A 19860-nucleotide genomic window follows, 5' to 3' on the forward strand; every position below is an offset into this window, starting at 1 on the left:
GCGATATGACACACATAGTTTGGGACTGGAACGGCACGCTGTTCCACGACATCGACGCGGTGGTCGGGGCCACCAACGAGGTCTTCCTCCCCTACGGGCTGGCCCCTTTCGACGCGGACTCCTTCCGGGAGGTCTACACGCGGCCGATCTGGGTGGCCTACGAGCGCATGCTCGGCCGCCCGCTCGAACAGGGCGAGTGGGAGCGGCTGGACGTCGCCTTCCACGAGCACTACCACCGGCTCATGCTGGCGTGCGAGCTGGCCAAAGACGCCCTGTCCTGCCTCCGCGAATGGGAGGGCTCCGGCAGCACGCAGTCGCTGCTGTCCATGTGGGCACACGACCGGCTGGTCCCCAAGGTCGGCGAGTTCGGCATCGGCGGGCACTTCAGCCGGGTCGACGGACTGCGCGCGGCCTCCGGGGGCACCAAGGCCGAACACATGGTCGCCCACCTGCGGGCCCTCGCCCTCGACCCGGAGACCGTCGTCGTCATCGGGGACAGCGTCGACGACGGGCACGCGGCCCAGCACGTCGGGGCGCGGGCGATCCTCTACACCGGAGGCATGACGCGGCGTTCGGAGCTGGAGCTTCTCGGCTTCCCCGTCGTCGACTCGCTCTCCGAGGCGCTCGGCCACGTCTGATTTCGTACGGCTCTCGCCCCTGTGGTGCGACCTCGGCATGAGAGGGTCCTCAAGCCGGGGCCCCGGCCGTACCCTTGGGCACGAGGCACGCCGAATCCCCCACGGAGGCCACGATTAACCGTCTCGTTCTCTGGAACGTCGATCTCACCCTCGTCGACGTGACCATCGTCACCCGGGACGCCTATGCGGACGCGTTCCGAATGGTGACCGGGCGACCTCTGGTCAAGCTGGCGCCCGCGATGGGCCGCCCGGACTCCGAGATCATCTTCGAGACGCTGGCGATCAACGGCATCGTGGTCGAAGACCAGCACCTGCCGCGGTTCCTCGACGCGCTCGCGGTCAGCTTCGCGTCGAAGCACAAGCGGTTGGCCAAGGAAGGGCGGACGATGCCGGGCGCCAAGGATGCGCTCAAGGCGGTCGCACGGCTCGACGGGGTGGTGCAGTCGGTGCTCACCGGCACCATCAAGGGCAACGCCGTACACAAGCTGACCGCGTTCGGCCTGGACAAGTGGGTGGACTTCGAGGTCGGCGGTTACGGCGAGGAGGTCTATCCCAAGGCGACCCTGCTCCAGGTGGCGCAGGGCAGGGCCAAGGACAAGCACGGCGTGCCGTTCACCGCGCAGAACACGGTGCTCATCGGAGACTCGACCCGTGACGTGCAGGCGGCCAGGATCGGCGGGGCGTCGGTCATCGCCGTCGCCTCCGGCCGGTCCATGGCGGCCGAGTTGCACGAGGCGGGGGCCGACATCGTGCTGCCCGATCTGACCAACGCCTCGGAGGTCGTGGCGGCTGTCGCACGCCTGACCAGCCCGGTGGACCGCAAGGCCGGCTGAGCACCGCATTTCGGCGTCTTGCGTGCCGTACAGGAGGGGAACCTGACGCCGTGCGCGGGCCTCGCTGACCACGGCCGGCCTCGGGCTCAGACGGGCGATCGGGGTCGGAGACCTGGATCGCCGCGGACCACCTGCGGCACACATATGAACTGCTGTTTCTATGTGGGCGGTGACGGTGACATCCGGCCGTGACCTCGTAAGGATGGGCTCATGGTTGAGGAAGGCGCGCTGCTCTGGGAACCAACGCCGGAAATCGTCCGTGACGCCCGGGTGACCCGTTATGCAGAATGGGTCGGGCACCCAGGGTCCTACCAGGACATATGGCAATGGTCGGTCGACCATCCGGCTGACTTCTGGACGTCTGTCTGGGAGTACTTCGACGTCTTGGGGGAGCGTGGTGACGGGCCCGTCATCAGTGGGACGATGCCCGGCGTCGAATGGTTCACAGGGACCACGATCAATTACGCCGCCAATGCGTTGCGCGGGGACGCCGACCGCCTAGCTGTGATTTTTCGCGATGAGTCGGGAAATAGGCGGACTTATACCCTTGGCGAACTCCGGAGGGAGGTCGCGGCCGTGCGGGCCGGGCTGGTCCGGCTGGGCGTGGGGCGCGGCGACCGGGTGGCGGCGTACGTTCCCAACATCCCCGAGGCCCTGATCGCATTCCTCGCCACCGCCTCGCTGGGAGCCGTCTGGTCCTCGTGCTCGCCGGACTTCGGCGCCCCGAGCGTGACCGACCGCTTCACCCAGATCGAGCCCAAGGTCCTCATCGCCGTCGACGGCTACCGGTACGGCGGCAAGTCGTTCGACCGCTCGGACGTGGTGGGCGAGATCGCCGCCAAGCTGCCCAGCCTCGTCGCGACCGTGTGGATTCCCTGCTTCGGCACCCGTGCCGAGACCACGTCCGCTGCGCTGAGCTGGGACGACCTTCACGGCGATGCGGAGGAGCTCGAGTTCGAGCAGGTGCCGTTCGGGCACCCCCTGTGGGTTCTCTACTCCTCGGGCACGACCGGGCTGCCCAAGCCCATCGTGCACGGGCACGGCGGGATCGTGCTGGAGCACCTCAAGTCGTTGTCCTTCCACCAGGACCTCGGCGACGGCGATGTGTTCTTCTGGTACACCACCACCGGCTGGATGATGTGGAACTACCTCATCGGCGGCCTTCTCGTGGGGGCGACCGTCGTCCTCTACGACGGCAGCGCGGCCCATCCCGGCCCCGACGCCCTGTGGAGGCTCGCGGACGAGGAGGAGGTCACCTACTTCGGCACGGGCGCGCCGTACATCGTGGCCTCCATGAAGGCGGGTCTGAAGCCGGCCGGGCTGGAGCGGCTGCGCGGGATCGGCTCCACGGGGTCGCCGCTGCCGCCTGAGGGCTTCGCGTGGGTGTACTCCGACGTCAAGGCCGACGTGCAACTCGGGTCGTTCTCCGGCGGCACCGACGTGTGCACCGGCTTCGTCGGCGGGGTGCCGTCGCTGCCGGTCAGGGCCGGTGTCATCCCGTGCGCATGCCTCGGTGCCAAGGTGGAGTCGTTCGACCCGTCGGGCGCCTCCGTGGTGGACGAGGTGGGCGAACTCGTGGTGACGGAGCCCATGCCGTCCATGCCGGTCATGTTCTGGAACGACCCCACCGGCGAGCGGTATCGCGAGTCCTACTTCGCCGACTACCCCGGCGTCTGGCGGCACGGCGATTGGATCAAGATCCAGCCGGACGGGAGCTGCGTCATCTACGGCCGGTCCGACTCGACCCTCAACAGGGGAGGGGTCCGGATGGGCACCAGCGAGTTCTACCGGGTCGTCGAGCGCTTCGAGGAGATCGCCGACAGCCTGGTGATCGACACCGGGCGGCTCGGGCAGGAAGGACGCCTTCTGCTGTACGTCACGCTCGCCGCGGGCGCGACCCTGTCCGACGACCTGGTGAGCCGGCTCAAGGCGGCCCTGCGCACCGAGTTGTCGCCCCGGCACGTGCCCGACGAGATTCACGAGGTTCCCGGCATCCCCCGGACCTTGTCCGGCAAGAAGCTGGAGATCCCGGTACGGAAGATCCTCCTCGGTACACCCGTGGAGCAGGCCGCCAATCCCGACGCCATGGCCAACCCCGAAGTCCTCCGGCATTTCCACCCCCCAACCCCCTGACCCTCGTGGCCCACCTTGGGGGTGGGCCCTTGGGGGTGTCCACCCATCTGCGCGTGATCATGCAGAACTTCGACGGCATGTCCCCCGAGCTGCGCAAACCGTTCTCGTGATCATGCAGAAGTTCGATGACATGCCGTCTGAGCTGCGCGAATCGGTCTCGTGATCATGCAGTACTTCGGTGGCGTGCCGTACGAGCTGGACGGATGTCTTTCGTGATCATGCACCTGCTAGAACAGTGCATGATCACGAAATGAGAATGTGCACGTCACTGGGGATGTCTCCGAACTTCTGCATGATCACGGAAGGCGTTCTCTCAGCATGTTGGGCGGCCTGTCGAACTTCTGCATGATCACGCGGGGGTGGCGGTGCAGCGTGCTGGGAGTTCTGCCGAACTTCTGCATGATCACGGCCACTTCTGCATGATGATCACGCCCAAATTGGCTGCATGATCACACCCAAATTTGTCTGCGTGGTCACGCCCCAAAAACATGATCACGCCCAAGAATGGGTGATCAACCGTGGGTGGGGCGGAGGGCCAGGGCGGGGCACATCTCGATGGCTTTGCGGGCTTGGCCTGCCAGCCACGGGGGAACGCCACCCTCGGCGACGACCGGAAAGCCGTGCTTGTCCAGCTTGATCAAATCGGGTGCCAGATGGGCGCACAAGCCGTGCGCCTCACAGCGGGACCAGTCGACCGCCAGCCGGGTCTCGGCTCTTTCGGACGCCGGCAGCGGCAACATCTCGAGCACCGGCCGCCCGCATGTCCCGTGGGCCCGGTGCTCCTCGACGTCGTCGGCGAACGCCTCGATCGCGGACAGGACGAAACGGGCGGACCCGTCAGGGTGGAAGCACGCCCCCCTCCCGCGTACGGCCGCCGCGGCCTGCCGTACCAGTTCGGCGCCGTTCGTCGCTCCGCCGGTCAGCTCGGCGAAGGCCCTGGCCAGGTCGGGCAGCCCGAGCCGGCACGGCCCGCACTGCCCGGCCGACTGCTCGGCCAGATATCGCGCCACGCGCAGGGTCTCGCCCAGCGGGCACGTCTCACCGCCGAGCGGCACCACGATGCCCGCCCCGAGCTCGCCTCCGGCCTGCGCGATGCCCCGGCGGGACACGACCGCCCCGTACGCCTCGGCGGCGGGCAGCCACGCCCCGTGGTATCCGCCGACGAGCACGCCGTCACCGATCGCCGCCTCGCACATGTCCAGTACGGCCGGCAGCGGCACGCCCGGCGTGACCTCGACGACGGCGGGGAAGACGGCCGAGCCGCCGACGGTCAGCAGGATCGTGCCCGGCTCCTGCACGGTGCCCACCGAGGCGTAGTCGTCCGGGCCGAGCTCGGCCAGCACGGCGAGCTGGGCGAAGGTCTCGGTGTTGGAGAGCAAGGTCGGCAGGCCGTCGACGCCACTGTCGCTGGAGCGGGTCTTGCGCCCGGGAGGGATGCCGGCCTCGCCGTTCACGGCTTTGATCAGGGCGCCGCTCTCGCCGGAGATGAACCGTTCGGGGATGCCCGCGACGCGTACGACGCCGTGCAGGTCCCGCTCGGCGACGGCGGCCGTCACCGACGCCTCCGCCAGGTCGCCCGCGGCCACGGCGACGACGACCTGCCTGGCGTTGAGCGCGCCGGCTGCCAGCAGTGCGCCTTCCAGCACGAGGTGGGGCGTGCGGGTGAGCAGCGTCTTGTCCTTCATGCTGGCCGGCTCGCCCTCGGCGCCGTTGACCAGGACGATCGTCTCCGAGCTGCGGGACTTGGCGGCGACCGCGCGGAGCTTGCGCGCGAACGGGAAGGCGGCGCCGCCGCGCCCCCGCAGGTCGACGTCCTCGGCCATCGTGATGAGCGAGTCGGCGGGCGCGGCGGGCGGCTCTCCGTGCAACGAGCGGTGGGCGTCCAGATCGAGTCTGCGATGCTCGTCGAGCCCGGCGGTGAGCCGCGCCGGGCCGAGCCGCCTGACCTTGGACACCCGGTAGGGGATCACACGATCCTCCTGAGCTTCGTACGGCCGGCCCGGTGCGACGGTGCGGCGGCCGGCGACCCGTCGGTGCCCGTACGGCCGAGCAGGCTGACGGGGCGCGGTGCGGCCTTCGGCTCGGCCCTGGGCACGTGTTTCGGCACGGCCCGGGGTATCGGCTGGGTCTGCGTCATGTCGGCGGCGTCGGCCCCGGCGGCCGAGAGGGCGGGACGGAACGCGGCCATGACCCGGATCAGCAGCGCCGAGCCCGCCGCCACCAGGCAGACGACGTAACTCCAGACCACCCAGGCTGCGGGCGGCCTGCCCGCCATGAGGCCGTGGATGATGGAGATCGGCCAGGCCAAGTAGGCGAGGTCGTGGACCACCCGCCAGATCCAGGGCCGCTCGGCACGGGCGAACCTGCCCCGCATCACCCCGGTGGCGACGATGACGATCATCAGGTCGGAGGCGACGGCCCCCAGACCGACGTACACGGATGTGGTGGGGACGACCGAGCCGTACGCGGGGACGAGCCCGGCGGCGATCTTCATCGCGATGTGGGTGACCAGGAATCCGACGCCGACCAGGGCGGCGGCGCGGTGCAGGAGCTGTGCGCGGATCCGCAGGGGGATCGGCAGCACGACCCGTTCGCCCGCCGCCAGTCCCAGCATGACGGTCACGGTGAGGGCGACGAGCGACACGACGCCCGCGTAGGTGGTCAGGAAGGTCCGGGCCGCGTCCAGGAACGTCGCGCCGATGCCGTGGTGTGCGGCCAGGATCGCCGAGGTCATCACCACGGTGACCGTGGCGCCCAGGCCGAGACGCACGTCTCGGTTGCCGAGATCCAGACCCGCGTCCGGCCGGGTGTGCCGGGGAACGCGTCGGTGGGGCAAGGATTCCTCCGTCGGATGGTTCGGGGATTCGGGGTGCCGTGCCCCGCCCTCAGGCGGTGTGGACCCGGGGAAGGACCGGGCGGGGAACGGCACGTCCGGGAGGGGTCAGCAGCGGCGGCCGCGGTTGATGCAGCTGACCACCATCGACATCAGCCGGCTCGGCATCACGTTCTCGAAGTCGGCGTGGTCGGTGAGGGGGTTGTGCAATTGCTCGGGGAAGCTGTCGACAGCGAAGGACGCGCCGCGGTTCACCGTGTATCCGAGCGTCATGCGCAGCTGCGGGATCGCTCTGGTTCCCGCGGGGCAGGCGCCGTTCGGCGCCGGGAAGACGACGTGCGTCCTGTGGTTGGCGCTGTCGATGTTCTGCCCGTCCCAGCAGCTGGGGAAGTCGAGGATCCGCAGGACCATGCTGCCGCGGGGGCAGAGCGGATATTTGGTGGTGGTCCGGTCGGTGAAGCCCGAGCACGTCCACTGGGCTCGCGCGTTGGCGGGGCCGTTGGTGCCCGCCTTGGCGTCTCCTGTGATCATTCGGAGGAACCGGGGCATGGCGACGACGCGGCTGAAGCGGTTGCCGCGGAACTCCAGCCGCACCTGCCGCGGTCGGAGGATCTTCCCGATGTTCCCCTCGGCCTCGCCCGGCTCGGCTCCGGTTGGAGCGGGGGCGCCGGAGCGGGACGTCGCCGCCGCCTGGTCCGCGAGGCCCGGCGCGGACGGTTCGGACGGTGCAGCGGAGACCGGCGCGGACGGCGAAGCGGGGGCCGGTTCGGACGGTTCGGGGGCGTCGGCGGACGTCAGGCCGGTCCGGCTCCTGAGCACAGGCCAGAAATATGTCGACTTGTCGCCCAGCCTGCACGTGGTGCCGCCCGCCGCCAGGCTGTCGTCGGTGGAGAACCCGTTCGTGGTCAGGTTTCCGACGTAGTCGTGTATGTGGTGGGCACCGTTGGACACGCCGGGGGCGACGATGTGGTTGTCGGAGTTGAAGTGGCCGTTCTCGTTCCTGCCGCACTGCGAGACGAAGGAGCCCCGCCCCGCGCGCACACCCGTGTTGCCCCGGGGGACCTTCCTGATGTCGGCGAAGTCCTCGAGGAAGGGCCCGACATCCTCACATTCGTGCCCCTGCGCCGCGGGGTCGCAGTGGGCGGAGGCGGCGGGCACGTCGAGCGCGACGAGCGAGCTGCCCAGCAGGAGGCCGACACCGGCAAGCATCAACCGTTTTCGCATGGTGGTAACTCCTGAACCTGTCTAGACCGAAGGAGTGGGGAGCGTGGAGTAGTCCACGAGGCCCGTGCTCTCCAGCAGGGACATGTGCTTCATGACCACGTTGTTCGCGCGGGAGGCGAACTGCCTGACCAGCTCGTTTCGGGTGCCGGACCGTACGGCGGCGACGAACGTGAAGACCTTCCCGTGCGCGCTGCGCAGCCGGTCGACGAAGATTCGGTCGAACTCGGGCCCGCGGGCCGACGCCATCTCGGCGAGCCACGCCTGCTGGTCGGGGTTGGGCTCGTCGGGCAGCAGGACGCCGAGCTTGTCGGCCAGCGCGCGCACCTCGGCGTCGAGCTTGGTGTGGTCGGTCACCAGGTGCATGCCGACGTCCTTGACCTTGTCGCTGTCGGAGCGGTCCTGCGCCCATCGTCCGGCGGGGATCTCCCAGAGCCCGGCCCACCGCACCCGTACGAGCAGTTCGCGGTCGGCCGGCCCGAGCGGGCCCCACTGCGTCTGGGTCCAGCCCACCTGGGCCGCCTCGCTGCGTGGGACGACCACGACGACCGCGACGGCCGCGGAGAAGAGGAAGACGCCGAACACCAGGAGTTCCCCAAACCGGAACCGCATCGTGCCTCCTTTCGTGACGTCGGTCGGAGGTACGCGGCGCTGCGCCAGCCGGTTCAGGAAATAGTCAGAAATGACTGGAGTTATGTGAGTCGAGTACGCCGAAGGAAAACTGATGCAAATATGTGGCCGTGCGTCGACAACTCGACAACCGGTTCGTGCGTCTGGCCTCCCGCGACCACGACCAACCTGATCGAGAAGATCGTCTGATCAGGGAGCTGTACCGGGAGTTCGGTGGTCCGCTGCTGCGTCACGTACGGAAGACGACCGGCAACGACCTGCAGTGGGCGGAGGACGTCGTCCAGGAGACCCTTGTTCGCGCCTGGCGAAATTCCGCGAAACTGACCTGGGAGCCCGGCCTGCTGTGGGCGTGGCTGCTGACCGTGGCCCGCAGGATCGTGATCGACGGGCGCCGCAGGCGGGGTGTGCGGCCCAGAGAGGTGGAGGCCCCGGAAGAGGACACCATCGCCGTGCCGGACGGCTCCGACCGCACACTGGCGGCGATCGTCGTGGCCGACGCCCTGCGCGGGCTTTCGGTCCAGCATCGTGAAGTTATCGAAGAGACATATTTACGGGACCGTTCGGTAAGCGAGGCGGCGGAGATTCTGGGGATACCGCCGGGTACGGTGAAGTCAAGACTCTTCTATGCCATGCGCGCCCTGCGCTCGGCACTGAAAGAGAGGGGGGTGGCCGGCTGATGTCCGCGTCGTCGCACCACTTCGATGTGGCCGCCTATGCCCTGGGAGTGCTCGACGACGGCGACGTGGAAGCATTCGAGGCCCACCTCGACGAATGCGCGGACTGCAGACGAGAACTGCTGGACGCCGGTGAAACCCTCGATATGCTCGAGGATCTCAAGCTCGACTCCGTTGACTCCGAGCGGACATACCCCTGAGCCTGTCGTGCGTTAAGTTGACGTATGGGGCGTTTTGGGGTGATATCGGGTGCGGTGGCGCCCCACTTCCTGTCAATGGGGACAGGAATGGATCACGCCTCCGGGGGAGCGGCGCATGGCTTCGATACCGGATCGGCATGTCCCGAGCCGGGATGCCCTGCCAACTCCGCACAATTTCGGCGAGGAAGGCGCCCGCCTCTCCTACGGCGACTACCTTCGCCTGAGAGACCTTCTCGCGCAGCAGGATCCTCAGTCGGGCGCGAGCGACGAGCTGCTTTTCATCACCATCCACCAGGTTTACGAGCTGTGGTTCAAGCTCCTCCTGCACGAGCTCGAGCGCATCAGGGACGCCATGATCGACGGCGCCCTGTGGCGTGCGCGGCATCTGTTCCGCCGGGTCCACGCCGTCGAGCGGGTCCTGGTCGAGCAGGTCCAGGTGCTGGAGACCATGACGCCGCAGGACTTCCTGGAGTTCCGGTCGGTGCTCGCACCGGCCAGCGGATTCCAGTCGGTCCAGTTCCGCGAGCTGGAGTTCATCTCCGGGCTCAAGGAAGAGGGCTACCTCGCCCGGCTGAGGGACGCCGGCGAGGAGGAACTCGCCAGGTTGAGACGGCGGCTGGCCGAGCCCACGCTATGGGATGCTTACCTCACCGCACTTTCCCAGCGTGGCCTGGCCGTCTCCGACGAGGAGATCATGGACTCCCTGCTGGCCGTGGCGAGAGATCGCGGATCGTACGACGATCTGTGGGAACTCGCCGAGGATCTGCTGACACACGACGAGACGACCGCACATTGGCGGATGCGGCACGTCCAGATGGTCGAGCGCCAGATCGGCACCAAGTCCGGCACCGGAGGATCGTCCGGGGCGCCGTACCTCCGCGGACGCACGCGGCTGCAGTTCTTTCCCCTGCTGTGGGAACTAAGGGCCTGGCTTTAACCACAAAACTCACAAAGGAGTGAGTAGCGACATGCCGCTCGATATAGCGCAGAATTCGCACGATGCCGAAGCGCTGAACGAGCTTCTCCGTACCGCGGTCGACAGCATGGCCGGACGGTTCGCCGAGGCGTCGGGAGAGGCGGAGGAGACCTTCGCCTTCCTCCAGCGCTATTACCGGCACGTGACCGCCGAGGACCTCGCCGGCCGCGACCCCGTCGACGTGTACGGCCCCGCCCTGGCGCACCGGCGACTGGCGGAACACCGCCCCCAGGGCCGGGCGACGGTCAGGGTCTTCACCCCGGAGCCGGAGGAGGACGGGTGGGACCCCGGCCGCTCCGTCGTCCAGATCGTCACCGACGACATGCCGTTCCTCCTCGACTCGGTGACGACCGAGATCGACAGGCACGGGCTGGGCACGCACCTGGTGGTTCACCCGCAGATGACGGTGCGCCGCGACGTCACGGGCACGCTGGTCGCCGGTGTGGGCGAGGAGGACGTCGCCGGGCGTGAGGCGGTCTCCGGCCAGCAGCTGCGCGAGTCGTGGATGCACATCGAGATCGACCGCCAGTCCGACCCCGCCGTGCTCAAGCAGCTGGAAACCGACCTGCAGCGAGTGCTCCTGGACGTGCGCTGGGCCGTCGAAGACTTCGCCAAGATGCGGGCCCTGGCCGTGCGGACCGCCGACCAGCTGTCGGCCGATCCGCCGCCGCTCGACCCCGTGGGCATCGAGGACAGCCAGGAGCTGCTGCGCTGGCTGGCCGACGGCCACTTCACCTTCCTCGGCTGCCGGGAGTACCGCCTGGAGCAGAGCGAGGGCGGGGAGAGCCTGCGGGCGGTCCCGGGCACCGGGCTCGGCATCCTGCGGGCCGACAAGGCCGGGTCGGACAGCTTCGCCGCCATGTCGCCCGAGATGCGGGCCAAGGCGAGGGAGAAGCAGGTCCTGATCATCACCAAGGCCAACAGCCGCGCCACCGTCTACCGCCCCCAGTACCTCGACTACGTGGGCGTGCGGCTGTTCTCCCCGGACGGCGAGGTGATCGGGGAGCGCCGCTTCCTCGGGCTGTTCACCCACGTGGCCTACAACGAGTCGATCTCCCGGATCCCCGTGCTCCGGCGCAAACTCGGCGAGGTCCTCGACCGGGCGGGCCTGCCGCCGGACAGCCACGACGGCAAGGACCTGATCGAGATCCTGGAGACCTACCCCCGCGCCGAGCTGTTCCAGATCTCCGTCGAGGAGCTGCTCCCCATCGCGCTCGGCGTGCTGCGCCTGCGCGAGCGCAGGCAGGTCAAGCTCTTCCTGCGCCGCGACGACTACGGCCGCTACATCTCCTGCCTGATCTTCCTGCCCCGCGACCGGTACACGACCGAGGTGCGGCTGCGCATGCAGCGGCTGCTCATGGAGGCGCTCGGCGGCTCCACCCTCGACTACAGCACCATGATCGGCGAGGCCGCCCTGGCCCGGCTGCACGTCGTGATCCGCGGCGAGCGCGGCAAGCCGCTCGGCCGGCTCCCGGAGCACCTCGACGAACTGGAGCAGCGTCTCGCGGCCACCACGCGCTCGTGGGAGGACGACCTGGCCGACGCCATCGCCGAGCTGTCCCCGCGCGAGGACGCGCCCCGCCTGATCCGTCGGTACGGCACGGCCTTCCCCGAGGGGTACAAGGCCGACTTCAAGCCCACCGAGGCCGTCGCCGACCTGAAGCGGCTGGAGGAGCTCGCCGAGGACCCCTCGGTGATCGGGATGAACCTGTACCTCCCGGAAGGCGCGCAAGAGGGCGAACGGCGGTTCAAGCTCTACCGGCTGGGCGCCCCCATTTCGTTGTCCCGCGTGCTGCCGCTGCTCCAGCGCATGGGCGTGGAGGTCGTCGACGAGCGTCCCTACGAGGTGGGACGGGAACGCGACGGCCACACCCCGGACGCCTGGATCTACGACTTCGGCCTGCGCTATACCGTGCCCGCCGAGGCTGACGCCGCCGAGGTCAAGCGGTTGTTCCAGGACGCCTTCGGGGCGTTGTGGCGCGGAGATGTCGAAAACGACGGATTCAACGCGCTCGTGCTGGCCGCCGGCCTCACCTGGGAGGAGGCCGAGGTGCTGCGCGCGTACGCCAAGTACCTCCGCCAGGCGGGCAGCACGTTCAGCCAGGCTTACATCGAGAAGGTGCTGCGCGGCAACCTGCGGCTGGCCAGGCTGCTGGTGCAGCTCTTCGAGGCGCGCCTCGACCCGCGGAGGCCCGACGACGCGGGGACCGAGGTCTGCGAAGCCCTCAACGAGGAGATCCTCGCGTCCCTGGACGAGGTGGCCTCACTCGACGAGGACCGCATCCTGCGCGCCTACCTTGAAATGATCAACGCGACCCTGCGGACCAACGTCTTCCAGCACGGGGGAGACGACGGCCGCGAGGGCGGGGCGGGCGGCAGCCACTTCGTCTCCGGCAGGCGCAAGCCGTACATCTCGCTGAAGTTCGACCCCCAGGCGATCAGCGTGCTTCCGTTGCCGCGCCCGAAGTACGAGATCTTCGTCTACTCGCCCAGGGTCGAGGGCGTGCACCTGCGTTTCGGCAAGGTCGCCCGCGGCGGCCTGCGCTGGTCCGACCGCATGGAGGACTTCCGTACGGAGATCCTCGGCCTGGTCAAGGCCCAGACGGTGAAGAACACCGTGATCGTGCCCACGGGGTCCAAGGGCGGATTCGTCGTGAAGCGCCCGCCTGCGGGCGGCCGCGACGAGCAGCTCGCCGAGGGCATCGCCTGCTACCGCCAGTTCATCTCCGGCCTGCTCGACCTGACGGACAACCTCGTCGCGGGCGAGGTCGTGCCCCCGCCTGACGTCGTACGGCACGACGGGGACGACACCTACCTTGTGGTGGCGGCAGACAAGGGAACGGCGACCTTCTCCGACATCGCCAACGAGATGTCCAAGGAATACGCCTTCTGGCTCGGCGACGCCTTCGCCTCGGGAGGCTCGGTCGGCTACGACCACAAGGCCATGGGCATCACGGCCAAGGGCGCGTGGGAGTCGGTGAAGTACCACTTCCGCACGATGGGCGTCGACGTCCAGGAGACCGACTTCACCGTGGCCGGCATCGGCGACATGTCCGGTGATGTGTTCGGCAACGGCATGCTGCTGTCGCGGCACATCAGGCTGGTCGCGGCCTTCGACCACCGGCACGTGTTCGTCGACCCGTCGCCGGACGCGGAACGCGGTTTCGCCGAGCGCAGCCGCCTGTTCGCGCTGCCGCGCAGCTCCTGGGCCGACTACGACCCGGCGCTCATCTCCGCGGGCGGCGGCGTCTGGCCGAGGACCGCCAAGTCGATCCCGGTCTCGCCCCAGATGCGCGCCGCGCTCGGCATCGCCGGCAACGTGACGGCGCTCGCGCCGAACGACCTGATCAGCGCCATCCTCAAGGCCCCGGTCGACCTGCTGTGGAACGGCGGCATCGGCACCTACGTCAAGGCGACGAACGAGACGCACGCCGACGTCGGGGACAAGGCCAACGACTCCCTGCGGATCAACGCCGCCGACCTGCGCTGCAAGGTCGTCGGCGAGGGCGGCAACCTGGGGTTCACCCAGCTGGCCCGCATCGAGTTCGCGCTGGGCGGCGGGCTGGTCAACACCGACTTCATCGACAACTCGGCCGGTGTGGACACCTCCGACCACGAGGTCAACATCAAGATCCTGCTCAACCAGGTCGTGCGCGACGGCGAGATGACCGACGAGGAGCGCAACCGCCTCTTCCTCGAGATGACCGACGAAGTGGGCGAGCTGGTCCTCGACGACAACTACGCGCAGAACGTGGTGCTCGCCGCCTCCCGCAAGCAGGCTTCCGAAATGCTGCACATCCACGCGCGCTACCTGCGGCGCCTGGAACGGGCGGGGCTGGTCGACCGGCAGCTGGAGTTCCTCCCATCGGACAAGATGCTGGCCGACCGCCGCCAGGCCGGGCTCGGCCTCACCGGGCCCGAGTTCGCCGTCCTCCTCGCCTACACCAAGCATGTGGTGGACGCCGAGCTGCTGGCCTCGGACGTTCCGGACGATCCTTACCTCGCGTCATGGCTCGTCTCGTATTTCCCGTCGGCGCTGCGCAGCCGGTTCCGCTCGTACATGGACTCCCACCCGCTGCACCGGGAGATCATCACGACCCGGGTCGTGAACGACATGGTCAACGCGGGCGGCACCAGCTTCGTGTTCCGCTTCGGGGAGGAGACCGGCGCCTCGACGCCCGACATCGTCCGCGCTTATCTGGTGACCCGCGAGGTGTTCGACCTGGCCGACTTCCGGTTGCAGGTCGAGGCGCTGGACAACAAGGTCGACGCGCGCACGCAGTTGTCCATGCTTTTCGAGAGCCGCAAGCTGTCCGAGCGCGGCACCCGGTGGCTGCTCGGCAACCGCAGGCCCCCGCTCGACCTCGCGTCCACCGCGAAGACGCTCGTCGAGGGCTCGAACGGCCTGCTGCCCCACCTGCCGAAGCTGCTCACCGGTCTCGACCTGGTGGCCTACGAGGAGCGCAGGGATTCCTTCATTTCTCGCGGCGTGCCGGACGACCTGGCCCAGCGGGTGGCCTCCATGGTGCCGGCGTATTCGACGTTCGACCTGGTGGAGATCTCCTCGTTCACCGGCAGGCCCGTCGACGAGGTGGCCGAGGTCTACTTCGACCTGGCCGACCGGCTCCAGCTCGCCCGGCTCAGGGAACGGGTCATCGCGCTGCCGCGCGACAGCAGATGGAACTCGATGGCCAGGTCCGCGCTCCGCGACGATCTCTATGCGGCCCACGCCTCGCTGACCCGCGACGTGCTGATCCACAGCGAGCCCGGGTTGTCGCCGGAGGACCGGCTGGCCAGCTGGTCGGAGGCCAACGAGGCCGCGGTGACGCGGGCCAGGCAGACGTTGTCGGAGATCTGGGAGAGCGACACCTTCGACCTGGCCACGCTGTCGGTCGCGCTGCGGGCCATCAGGACCCTGGTCGCCACCAGCAACCTCCCCCACGCGGAGTAGGGGAGGTCAGCGGGTGGTGGCCTTGGTCACCAGGCCGTCGTAGCCGATGACGTACGCGGGCGCGGTGGACGCCTTGGGCGGCACCGCGCTCACGTACTGCTGGGTCTCCTCGATCACCCGTTCGTTGATGATGAACGGGTCCTTCAGCATCCACCGGGCCTGGGCCGGGACGGTCACCGGGCGCCCCTTGGCGAACATGAGCCCCTGGCTCGGCGACCAGGTGGAGGTGCGGATCAGGGTGTACAGCATCAGCGCGCCTCCGCCCTCGGTCCGCAGGGCGAAGACGGGGTAGGTCGTGGCGACGGCGAACAGGCTCTGGTACTGCATGCCGTCGTCGGACTGCGCCTTCTCCTTGGCAGCGCCGATGTCCGCGGAGTATCCCGTTGTCTGCGGGCCCGGGGCGATCAGCCCTGAGGCGAACCCGCGCGGGCCGTCCTCGGCCACGGTCGCGTGCAGCGGTCCCATGAGGTTGGGGCTGATCGCGATGCTCTCGTCACGCGAGTCCAGGGCCGTGGCGTACCCGTCGGCGTCCAGGCTGACGTCCGGCGGCTTGTCGCCCGGGTAGATCAGCGACTCGAAGCTGTTCTGCCAGGGAGACTTCGGGTTCGGCCGGGTGAAGGCCAGGACGGCGGTGCGGACCTCGCCCGACGAGCTGTGCCGCTCCGCCGTCGCGGCGAACCACTGCAGGGGGGTCTTGGCGCCCTGCCGGGGCACGAAGACCCTGGGACGCGTCCAGGAGTAATGCGGGGGCGTGGCGCCGTACGAGTGGATCTGGGCCGCAGTGATCGGGCGCTGCCCGTCCCGGGTCAGGGCGAGCGTCCACCGGTCCGCGCCTGCCGACCGCAGGACGTCGTCGGTCGCCAGGAACGTCTTGAGCGCCCTGGTGGCCTCCTGGACCGTCACGGCCTGCGCCTCCGGGCTGGGGCTCGCCGCGGGCGCGCTCGACGTCGCGGCAGCGGGGCTCGCCGAGGGCCTGGCGGGAGCCGGGCTCGAACAGGCTGCGGCCGTACCGGCGAGGAGTGCCACGGCCAGCGCACTCCGAGCGACCCCGTTCACGCCATCCTCCTAGTACAAGGATCCACATGCTACCGAGCCGCGGGACCAGACAGGGTCCCGCGTTCGCGTACCCTTTACAGACGTGGCAGTCATCGATCCAGCCGAAGAGATCAACGAGCTCACCGGCACGCTCAGGAGCATCCAGGACGTGCTCGACCTCGACGCCCTGCACAAGCAGGTCGCCGAACTGGAGGCGCAGGCTGCCGCGCCTGACCTGTGGAACGACCCCGAGCAGGCGCAGAAGGTCACGAGCAAGCTGTCCCACATCCAGGGCGAGATCAACAGGGTCGAGGGCCTGGCCCGCCGCCTTGACGACCTGCCCGTCCTGTTCGAGCTCGCCGCCGAGGAAGGCGACGAGGACGCGCTGGCCGAGGCGGAGAAGGAGCTGGCCTCCCTCAAGGCCGACGTCGGGGCGCTCGAGGTGCGCACCCTCCTGTCGGGCGAGTACGACGCCCGTGAGGCCCTCGTCACGATCAACTCGCAGGCCGGCGGCGTCGACGCGGCCGACTGGGCGCAGATGCTCCTGCGCATGTACCTGCGGTGGGCCGAGCGCAAGAACTACACGACCGAGGTCTACGACACCTCCTACGCGGAGGAGGCCGGCATCAAGTCGGCCACGTTCGTGATCAAGGCCCCCTACGCGTACGGCACGCTGCGCGGCGAGCACGGCACGCACCGCCTGGTCAGGATCAGCCCCTTCGACAACCAGGGCAGGCGCCAGACCTCCTTCGCCGGCGTCGACGTGGTCCCCGTGGTCGAGCAGACCGACCACATCGACATCAACGAAGACGACCTGCGCATCGACGTCTACCGGTCGTCAGGCCCAGGCGGCCAGGGCGTGAACACCACGGACTCCGCGGTCCGGATCACGCACCTCCCGACCGGCATCGTGGTCTCCTGCCAGAACGAGCGGTCGCAGCTGCAGAACCGGGCCTCGGCGATGGCCGTGTTGTCCGCGAAACTGCTGGAGCGCAAGCGGCAGGAGGAGGCCGCTGCGATGAACGAGCTGCGGGGCGAGACCACGACGTCGTGGGGCACCCAGATCCGCAACTACGTCCTGCACCCGTACCAGATCGTCAAGGACCTGCGGTCCGGCGTCGAGGCGGGCAACCCGACCGCAGTCCTGGACGGCGACCTCGACGAGTTCATCGAGGGTGAGATCCGCTGGATGCGCCGGCAGGAGGCGCACTAGCGGCCTAGTAGCCGCTGATGTGGGACAGCGCCACCAGAGCGATCGCGAGGAGCACCGCCACCGCGATGAGCACTGGTGGCAGCCCCATGAATCCGTGGTGGTGCAACTTGGCGCGGCCCTCCCGGCAGACGGGGCACCGGCCCTCCACAACGGGGCCCGCGCACGCCGCGCAGATCAGATGTTCGCAGCTCATGGCACCTCTACCGCCCTGCAACTCAGGGGCTAATCGTTTTGTTTCCGTTATGGACGTTCCATGCCAGTGTTACCCCTAGACTGAGCTACGGCCAACCGGAGCGTCGATCGGAACTTACGGTCGCCCTCCGCGCTGGATGTCCAACCCCCTAGACTGGCTTGCCGTGATGCGCCCGTGATCCATTTCGATAATGTCACCAAGGTCTACACGAACCAAAACCGGCCTGCCCTCGACCACGTGAGCGTGGACGTCGACAAGGGCGAGTTCGTGTTTCTGGTCGGTCCCTCAGGATCGGGAAAGTCCACTTTCCTCCGCCTGGTTCTGAAGGAGGAGCGCCCCAACTCGGGGGCGATCCACGTGGCCGGCAAGGAACTCTCCCGGTTGTCCAACTTCAAGGTGCCCCATCTGCGGCGCCGTATCGGATGCGTCTTCCAGGACTTCCGCCTCCTGCCCAACAAGAACGTCTACGAGAACGTGGCGTTCGCGCTGGAGGTCATCGGAAAGCCGCGCCGCTTCATCCGCAAGGTCGTGCCCGAGGTGATCGAGCTGGTCGGGCTGGAGGGCAAGGCGCATCGCATGCCGGACGAGCTTTCCGGCGGTGAGCAGCAGCGTGTCGCGATGGCCCGCGCCTTCGTCAACCGGCCCATGATCCTCCTGGCGGACGAGCCCACCGGAAACATCGACCCCGCGACGAGCATCGGCATCATGAAGGTGCTCGACCGCATCAACAGGACCGGCACCACCGTCCTCATGGCAACGCATGACGCCGCCATCGTCGACTCCATGCGCAAGCGCGTCGTGGAGCTGGAGGACGGAAAGATCGTCCGCGACCAGTCGCGTGGCGTCTACGGTCAGGCTTATTAGGAGTAACTGGGAGCATGCGGGCCAACTTCATCTTCTCCGAGGTCTGGATCGGCCTTCGCCGCAATCTCACGATGACCATCGCCGTCATCGTCACCGTGGCGGTCGGAATGGCGCTGCTCGGCATCGGACTGATGATCAACTCACAGGTCTCGTCCATGACGGGATACTGGGTCGACAAGGTCGAGCTGTCGGTTTTCCTGTGCAAGAAGAACGACGTCTTCCCGGCCTGTAAGGACAAGCCCCCGCTCACCGACGACCAGAAGGCGGCTCTGAAGCAGACGATTCAGAGCATGCCCGAGGTCGAACGGGTCGACTTCGAGGACCAGAACCAGGCGTACGAGAACTTCAAGGCGCAGCAGGGCAACAGCCTGCTGCTGTCGGTGATCCAGCCTGGCGACCTTTCGGAGTCCTTCCGCGTCAAGCTCAAGAACCCCGACAACGCGACCGCCGTCTCCGAGAGCATCCAGGGGCAGACGGGCGTGGCCAACATCGTCAACCAGCGGCAGATCCTCGACACCTATTTCGGCTTCCTGAGCAAGCTCAGAAACATGGCCCTCGGCGTGGCCATCCTCATGGTGTTCGCGGCGACGCTGCTGATCGGCAACACGGTCCGCCTCTCGGCTTACAACCGGCGTAGAGAGACCGGCATCATGCGGCTGGTGGGTGCGTCGAACATCTACATCCAGCTCCCCTTCGTCATGGAGGGTGTGATCGCCGGCCTGATCGGCGGAGTCTTCGCCGCGGTCCTGCTGATCGTCACGAAGGTCTTGTTGTTCGAGGGAATCCAGTCGTACATGGCCGTCCCCCTCGGGTGGAACACGGTGGCCGGAGTGATCACCTTCACCATGGCCGTCGGCGTGGTGATCTGTGTTCTCGCATCCTTCATCACGCTCCGTCGTTATCTGCGCGTGTGACCGGTGGGCGACTTCCCGAGCCTCGGCTCGTGTCGTTTTCGCCCACCGCGTCAACGGTAGGCTCCCTGTATGCCACGTGAGATCGGGCGGAAATTGATCGCCCAGAACAAGCGTGCCCGCCATGACTACTTCATCGAGGACACCTATGAGGCCGGGCTTGTGCTGACCGGCACCGAGGTCAAGTCACTGCGTGCGGGCAAGGCCAACCTCACCGACGGCTACGCCTCGGTGGACAACGGCGAGGCGTGGCTGATCAACGTGTACATCCCTGAATACAGCCAGGGCACGTGGACCAACCACGCCGCGCGGCGCACCCGCAAGCTGCTGCTCCACAGCAAGGAGATCAGCAAGATCAGTGCGACGCTCAAGGAGCGCGGCCTGACGCTGATCCCGCTGTCGATGTACTTCAAAGACGGGAAGGCCAAGATCGAGATCGGCATCGCCCGGGGCAAGAAGGACTACGACAAGCGTCAGACTCTGATGGAGAAGCAGGCGAGCCGCGAGATGGCCCGGGCCATGTCCAACGCGGTTCGCCGCCGGGGAGGCCGCTAG

17 protein-coding genes are annotated in these 19860 nt (G+C 68.2%); 11 read left to right on the top strand and 6 right to left on the bottom strand.

Annotated elements, in window-relative coordinates; translation table 11 throughout:
* Positions 1-5: 5 nt before the first annotated feature.
* From Pth03_RS08540 to Pth03_RS08550, 3 genes are all read left to right on the top strand, one after another.
* Positions 6-638 carry an HAD family hydrolase gene (locus Pth03_RS08540; RefSeq protein ID WP_203943579.1) on the top strand — a complete coding sequence of 211 codons (633 nt, stop codon included), beginning with the start codon at positions 6-8 and terminating at the stop codon, positions 636-638.
* Between the two features lie 113 nt (positions 639-751).
* Positions 752-1471, top strand: coding sequence for an HAD family hydrolase (locus tag Pth03_RS08545; protein ID WP_203943670.1), 720 nt, complete (start codon positions 752-754; stop codon positions 1469-1471).
* A 210-nt stretch (positions 1472-1681) separates the two neighbouring features.
* Positions 1682-3604 (top strand): acetoacetate--CoA ligase, encoded by a 1923-nt coding sequence (locus tag Pth03_RS08550; RefSeq protein ID WP_203943580.1) that lies wholly within the window; start codon positions 1682-1684, stop codon positions 3602-3604.
* 512 nt (positions 3605-4116) lie between these two features.
* Here the strand turns inward: Pth03_RS08550 and Pth03_RS08555 are convergent.
* From Pth03_RS08555 to Pth03_RS08570, 4 genes are all read right to left on the bottom strand, one after another.
* Complete coding sequence (locus tag Pth03_RS08555; RefSeq protein WP_239118859.1) at positions 4117-5574, bottom strand: NADH-quinone oxidoreductase subunit NuoF family protein; 1458 nt, start codon at positions 5572-5574, stop codon at positions 4117-4119.
* Positions 5571-6440, bottom strand: coding sequence for a hypothetical protein (locus Pth03_RS08560; protein ID WP_203943581.1), 870 nt, complete (start codon positions 6438-6440; stop codon positions 5571-5573). Before Pth03_RS08560 ends, Pth03_RS08555 begins: the two co-directional genes overlap by 4 nt.
* Positions 6441-6545: 105 nt before the next feature.
* Positions 6546-7661 carry a DUF1996 domain-containing protein gene (locus Pth03_RS08565; protein WP_203943582.1) on the bottom strand — a complete coding sequence of 372 codons (1116 nt, stop codon included), beginning with the start codon at positions 7659-7661 and terminating at the stop codon, positions 6546-6548.
* 21 nt (positions 7662-7682) lie between these two features.
* Entirely contained in the window at positions 7683-8270 is a 588-nt protein-coding gene (locus tag Pth03_RS08570; RefSeq protein ID WP_203943583.1) for a DUF4142 domain-containing protein, read from the bottom strand.
* A gap of 128 nt (positions 8271-8398) precedes the next feature.
* Here Pth03_RS08570 and Pth03_RS08575 point away from each other — a divergent pair, with 128 nt between their 5' ends.
* The 4 genes from Pth03_RS08575 to Pth03_RS08590 all read left to right on the top strand — a co-directional run bounded on the left by Pth03_RS08575 (position 8399) and on the right by Pth03_RS08590 (position 15089).
* Positions 8399-8965, top strand: a complete 567-nt coding sequence (locus tag Pth03_RS08575; RefSeq protein WP_308442340.1) for a sigma-70 family RNA polymerase sigma factor — start codon at positions 8399-8401, stop codon at positions 8963-8965.
* On the top strand, positions 8965-9162 hold the full coding sequence (locus tag Pth03_RS08580) for a zf-HC2 domain-containing protein (protein ID WP_203943584.1): 198 nt from the start codon (positions 8965-8967) through the stop codon (positions 9160-9162). The genes Pth03_RS08575 and Pth03_RS08580 overlap by 1 nt, the downstream gene beginning before the upstream one ends.
* Positions 9163-9277: 115 nt before the next feature.
* Positions 9278-10099, top strand: a complete 822-nt coding sequence (locus tag Pth03_RS08585) for a tryptophan 2,3-dioxygenase (RefSeq protein WP_203943585.1) — start codon at positions 9278-9280, stop codon at positions 10097-10099.
* Between the two features lie 31 nt (positions 10100-10130).
* Positions 10131-15089: an NAD-glutamate dehydrogenase gene (locus Pth03_RS08590; protein ID WP_373318511.1), complete on the top strand. Its 4959-nt coding sequence runs from the start codon at positions 10131-10133 to the stop codon at positions 15087-15089.
* A gap of 6 nt (positions 15090-15095) precedes the next feature.
* On the opposite strand, the gene Pth03_RS08595 is transcribed toward Pth03_RS08590, so the two are convergent.
* Positions 15096-16145, bottom strand: coding sequence for a DUF8094 domain-containing protein (locus Pth03_RS08595; RefSeq protein WP_203943586.1), 1050 nt, complete (start codon positions 16143-16145; stop codon positions 15096-15098).
* 82 nt (positions 16146-16227) lie between these two features.
* On the opposite strand from Pth03_RS08595, the gene prfB reads away from it, so the two are divergent.
* Positions 16228-17337 carry a peptide chain release factor 2 gene (gene prfB / locus Pth03_RS08600; protein WP_203943587.1) on the top strand — a complete coding sequence of 370 codons (1110 nt, stop codon included), beginning with the start codon at positions 16228-16230 and terminating at the stop codon, positions 17335-17337.
* 4 nt (positions 17338-17341) lie between these two features.
* On the opposite strand, the gene Pth03_RS08605 is transcribed toward prfB, so the two are convergent.
* Positions 17342-17530: an RING finger protein gene (locus Pth03_RS08605; protein ID WP_203943588.1), complete on the bottom strand. Its 189-nt coding sequence runs from the start codon at positions 17528-17530 to the stop codon at positions 17342-17344.
* A gap of 174 nt (positions 17531-17704) precedes the next feature.
* Between Pth03_RS08605 and ftsE the strand changes: the two genes are divergently transcribed.
* The 3 genes from ftsE (at position 17705) to smpB (ending at position 19860) form a co-directional block, all read left to right on the top strand.
* Positions 17705-18394 carry a cell division ATP-binding protein FtsE gene (gene ftsE / locus Pth03_RS08610; RefSeq protein ID WP_203943589.1) on the top strand — a complete coding sequence of 230 codons (690 nt, stop codon included), beginning with the start codon at positions 17705-17707 and terminating at the stop codon, positions 18392-18394.
* A gap of 14 nt (positions 18395-18408) precedes the next feature.
* Positions 18409-19308 (top strand): permease-like cell division protein FtsX, encoded by a 900-nt coding sequence (ftsX, locus tag Pth03_RS08615; protein WP_203943590.1) that lies wholly within the window; start codon positions 18409-18411, stop codon positions 19306-19308.
* Between the two features lie 69 nt (positions 19309-19377).
* Entirely contained in the window at positions 19378-19860 is a 483-nt protein-coding gene (gene smpB / locus Pth03_RS08620) for an SsrA-binding protein SmpB (protein WP_203943591.1), read from the top strand.

Source organism: Planotetraspora thailandica, assembly GCF_016863335.1.
In the GTDB taxonomy this organism is placed as follows: Bacteria; Actinomycetota; Actinomycetes; order Streptosporangiales; family Streptosporangiaceae; genus Planotetraspora; species Planotetraspora thailandica.

Coding starts and splice junctions, on each gene's coding strand:
- smpB (WP_203943591.1), top strand. CDS start 19,378: ATGCCACGTGAGATCGGGCGGAAATTGATCGCCCAGAACAAGCGTGCC.
- Pth03_RS08590 (WP_373318511.1), top strand. CDS start 10,131: ATGCCGCTCGATATAGCGCAGAATTCGCACGATGCCGAAGCGCTGAAC.
- Pth03_RS08570 (WP_203943583.1), bottom strand. CDS start 8,270: ATGCGGTTCCGGTTTGGGGAACTCCTGGTGTTCGGCGTCTTCCTCTTC.
- ftsX (WP_203943590.1), top strand. CDS start 18,409: ATGCGGGCCAACTTCATCTTCTCCGAGGTCTGGATCGGCCTTCGCCGC.
- Pth03_RS08565 (WP_203943582.1), bottom strand. CDS start 7,661: ATGCGAAAACGGTTGATGCTTGCCGGTGTCGGCCTCCTGCTGGGCAGC.
- Pth03_RS08550 (WP_203943580.1), top strand. CDS start 1,682: ATGGTTGAGGAAGGCGCGCTGCTCTGGGAACCAACGCCGGAAATCGTC.
- Pth03_RS08580 (WP_203943584.1), top strand. CDS start 8,965: ATGTCCGCGTCGTCGCACCACTTCGATGTGGCCGCCTATGCCCTGGGA.
- Pth03_RS08540 (WP_203943579.1), top strand. CDS start 6: ATGACACACATAGTTTGGGACTGGAACGGCACGCTGTTCCACGACATC.
- Pth03_RS08605 (WP_203943588.1), bottom strand. CDS start 17,530: ATGAGCTGCGAACATCTGATCTGCGCGGCGTGCGCGGGCCCCGTTGTG.
- Pth03_RS08585 (WP_203943585.1), top strand. CDS start 9,278: ATGGCTTCGATACCGGATCGGCATGTCCCGAGCCGGGATGCCCTGCCA.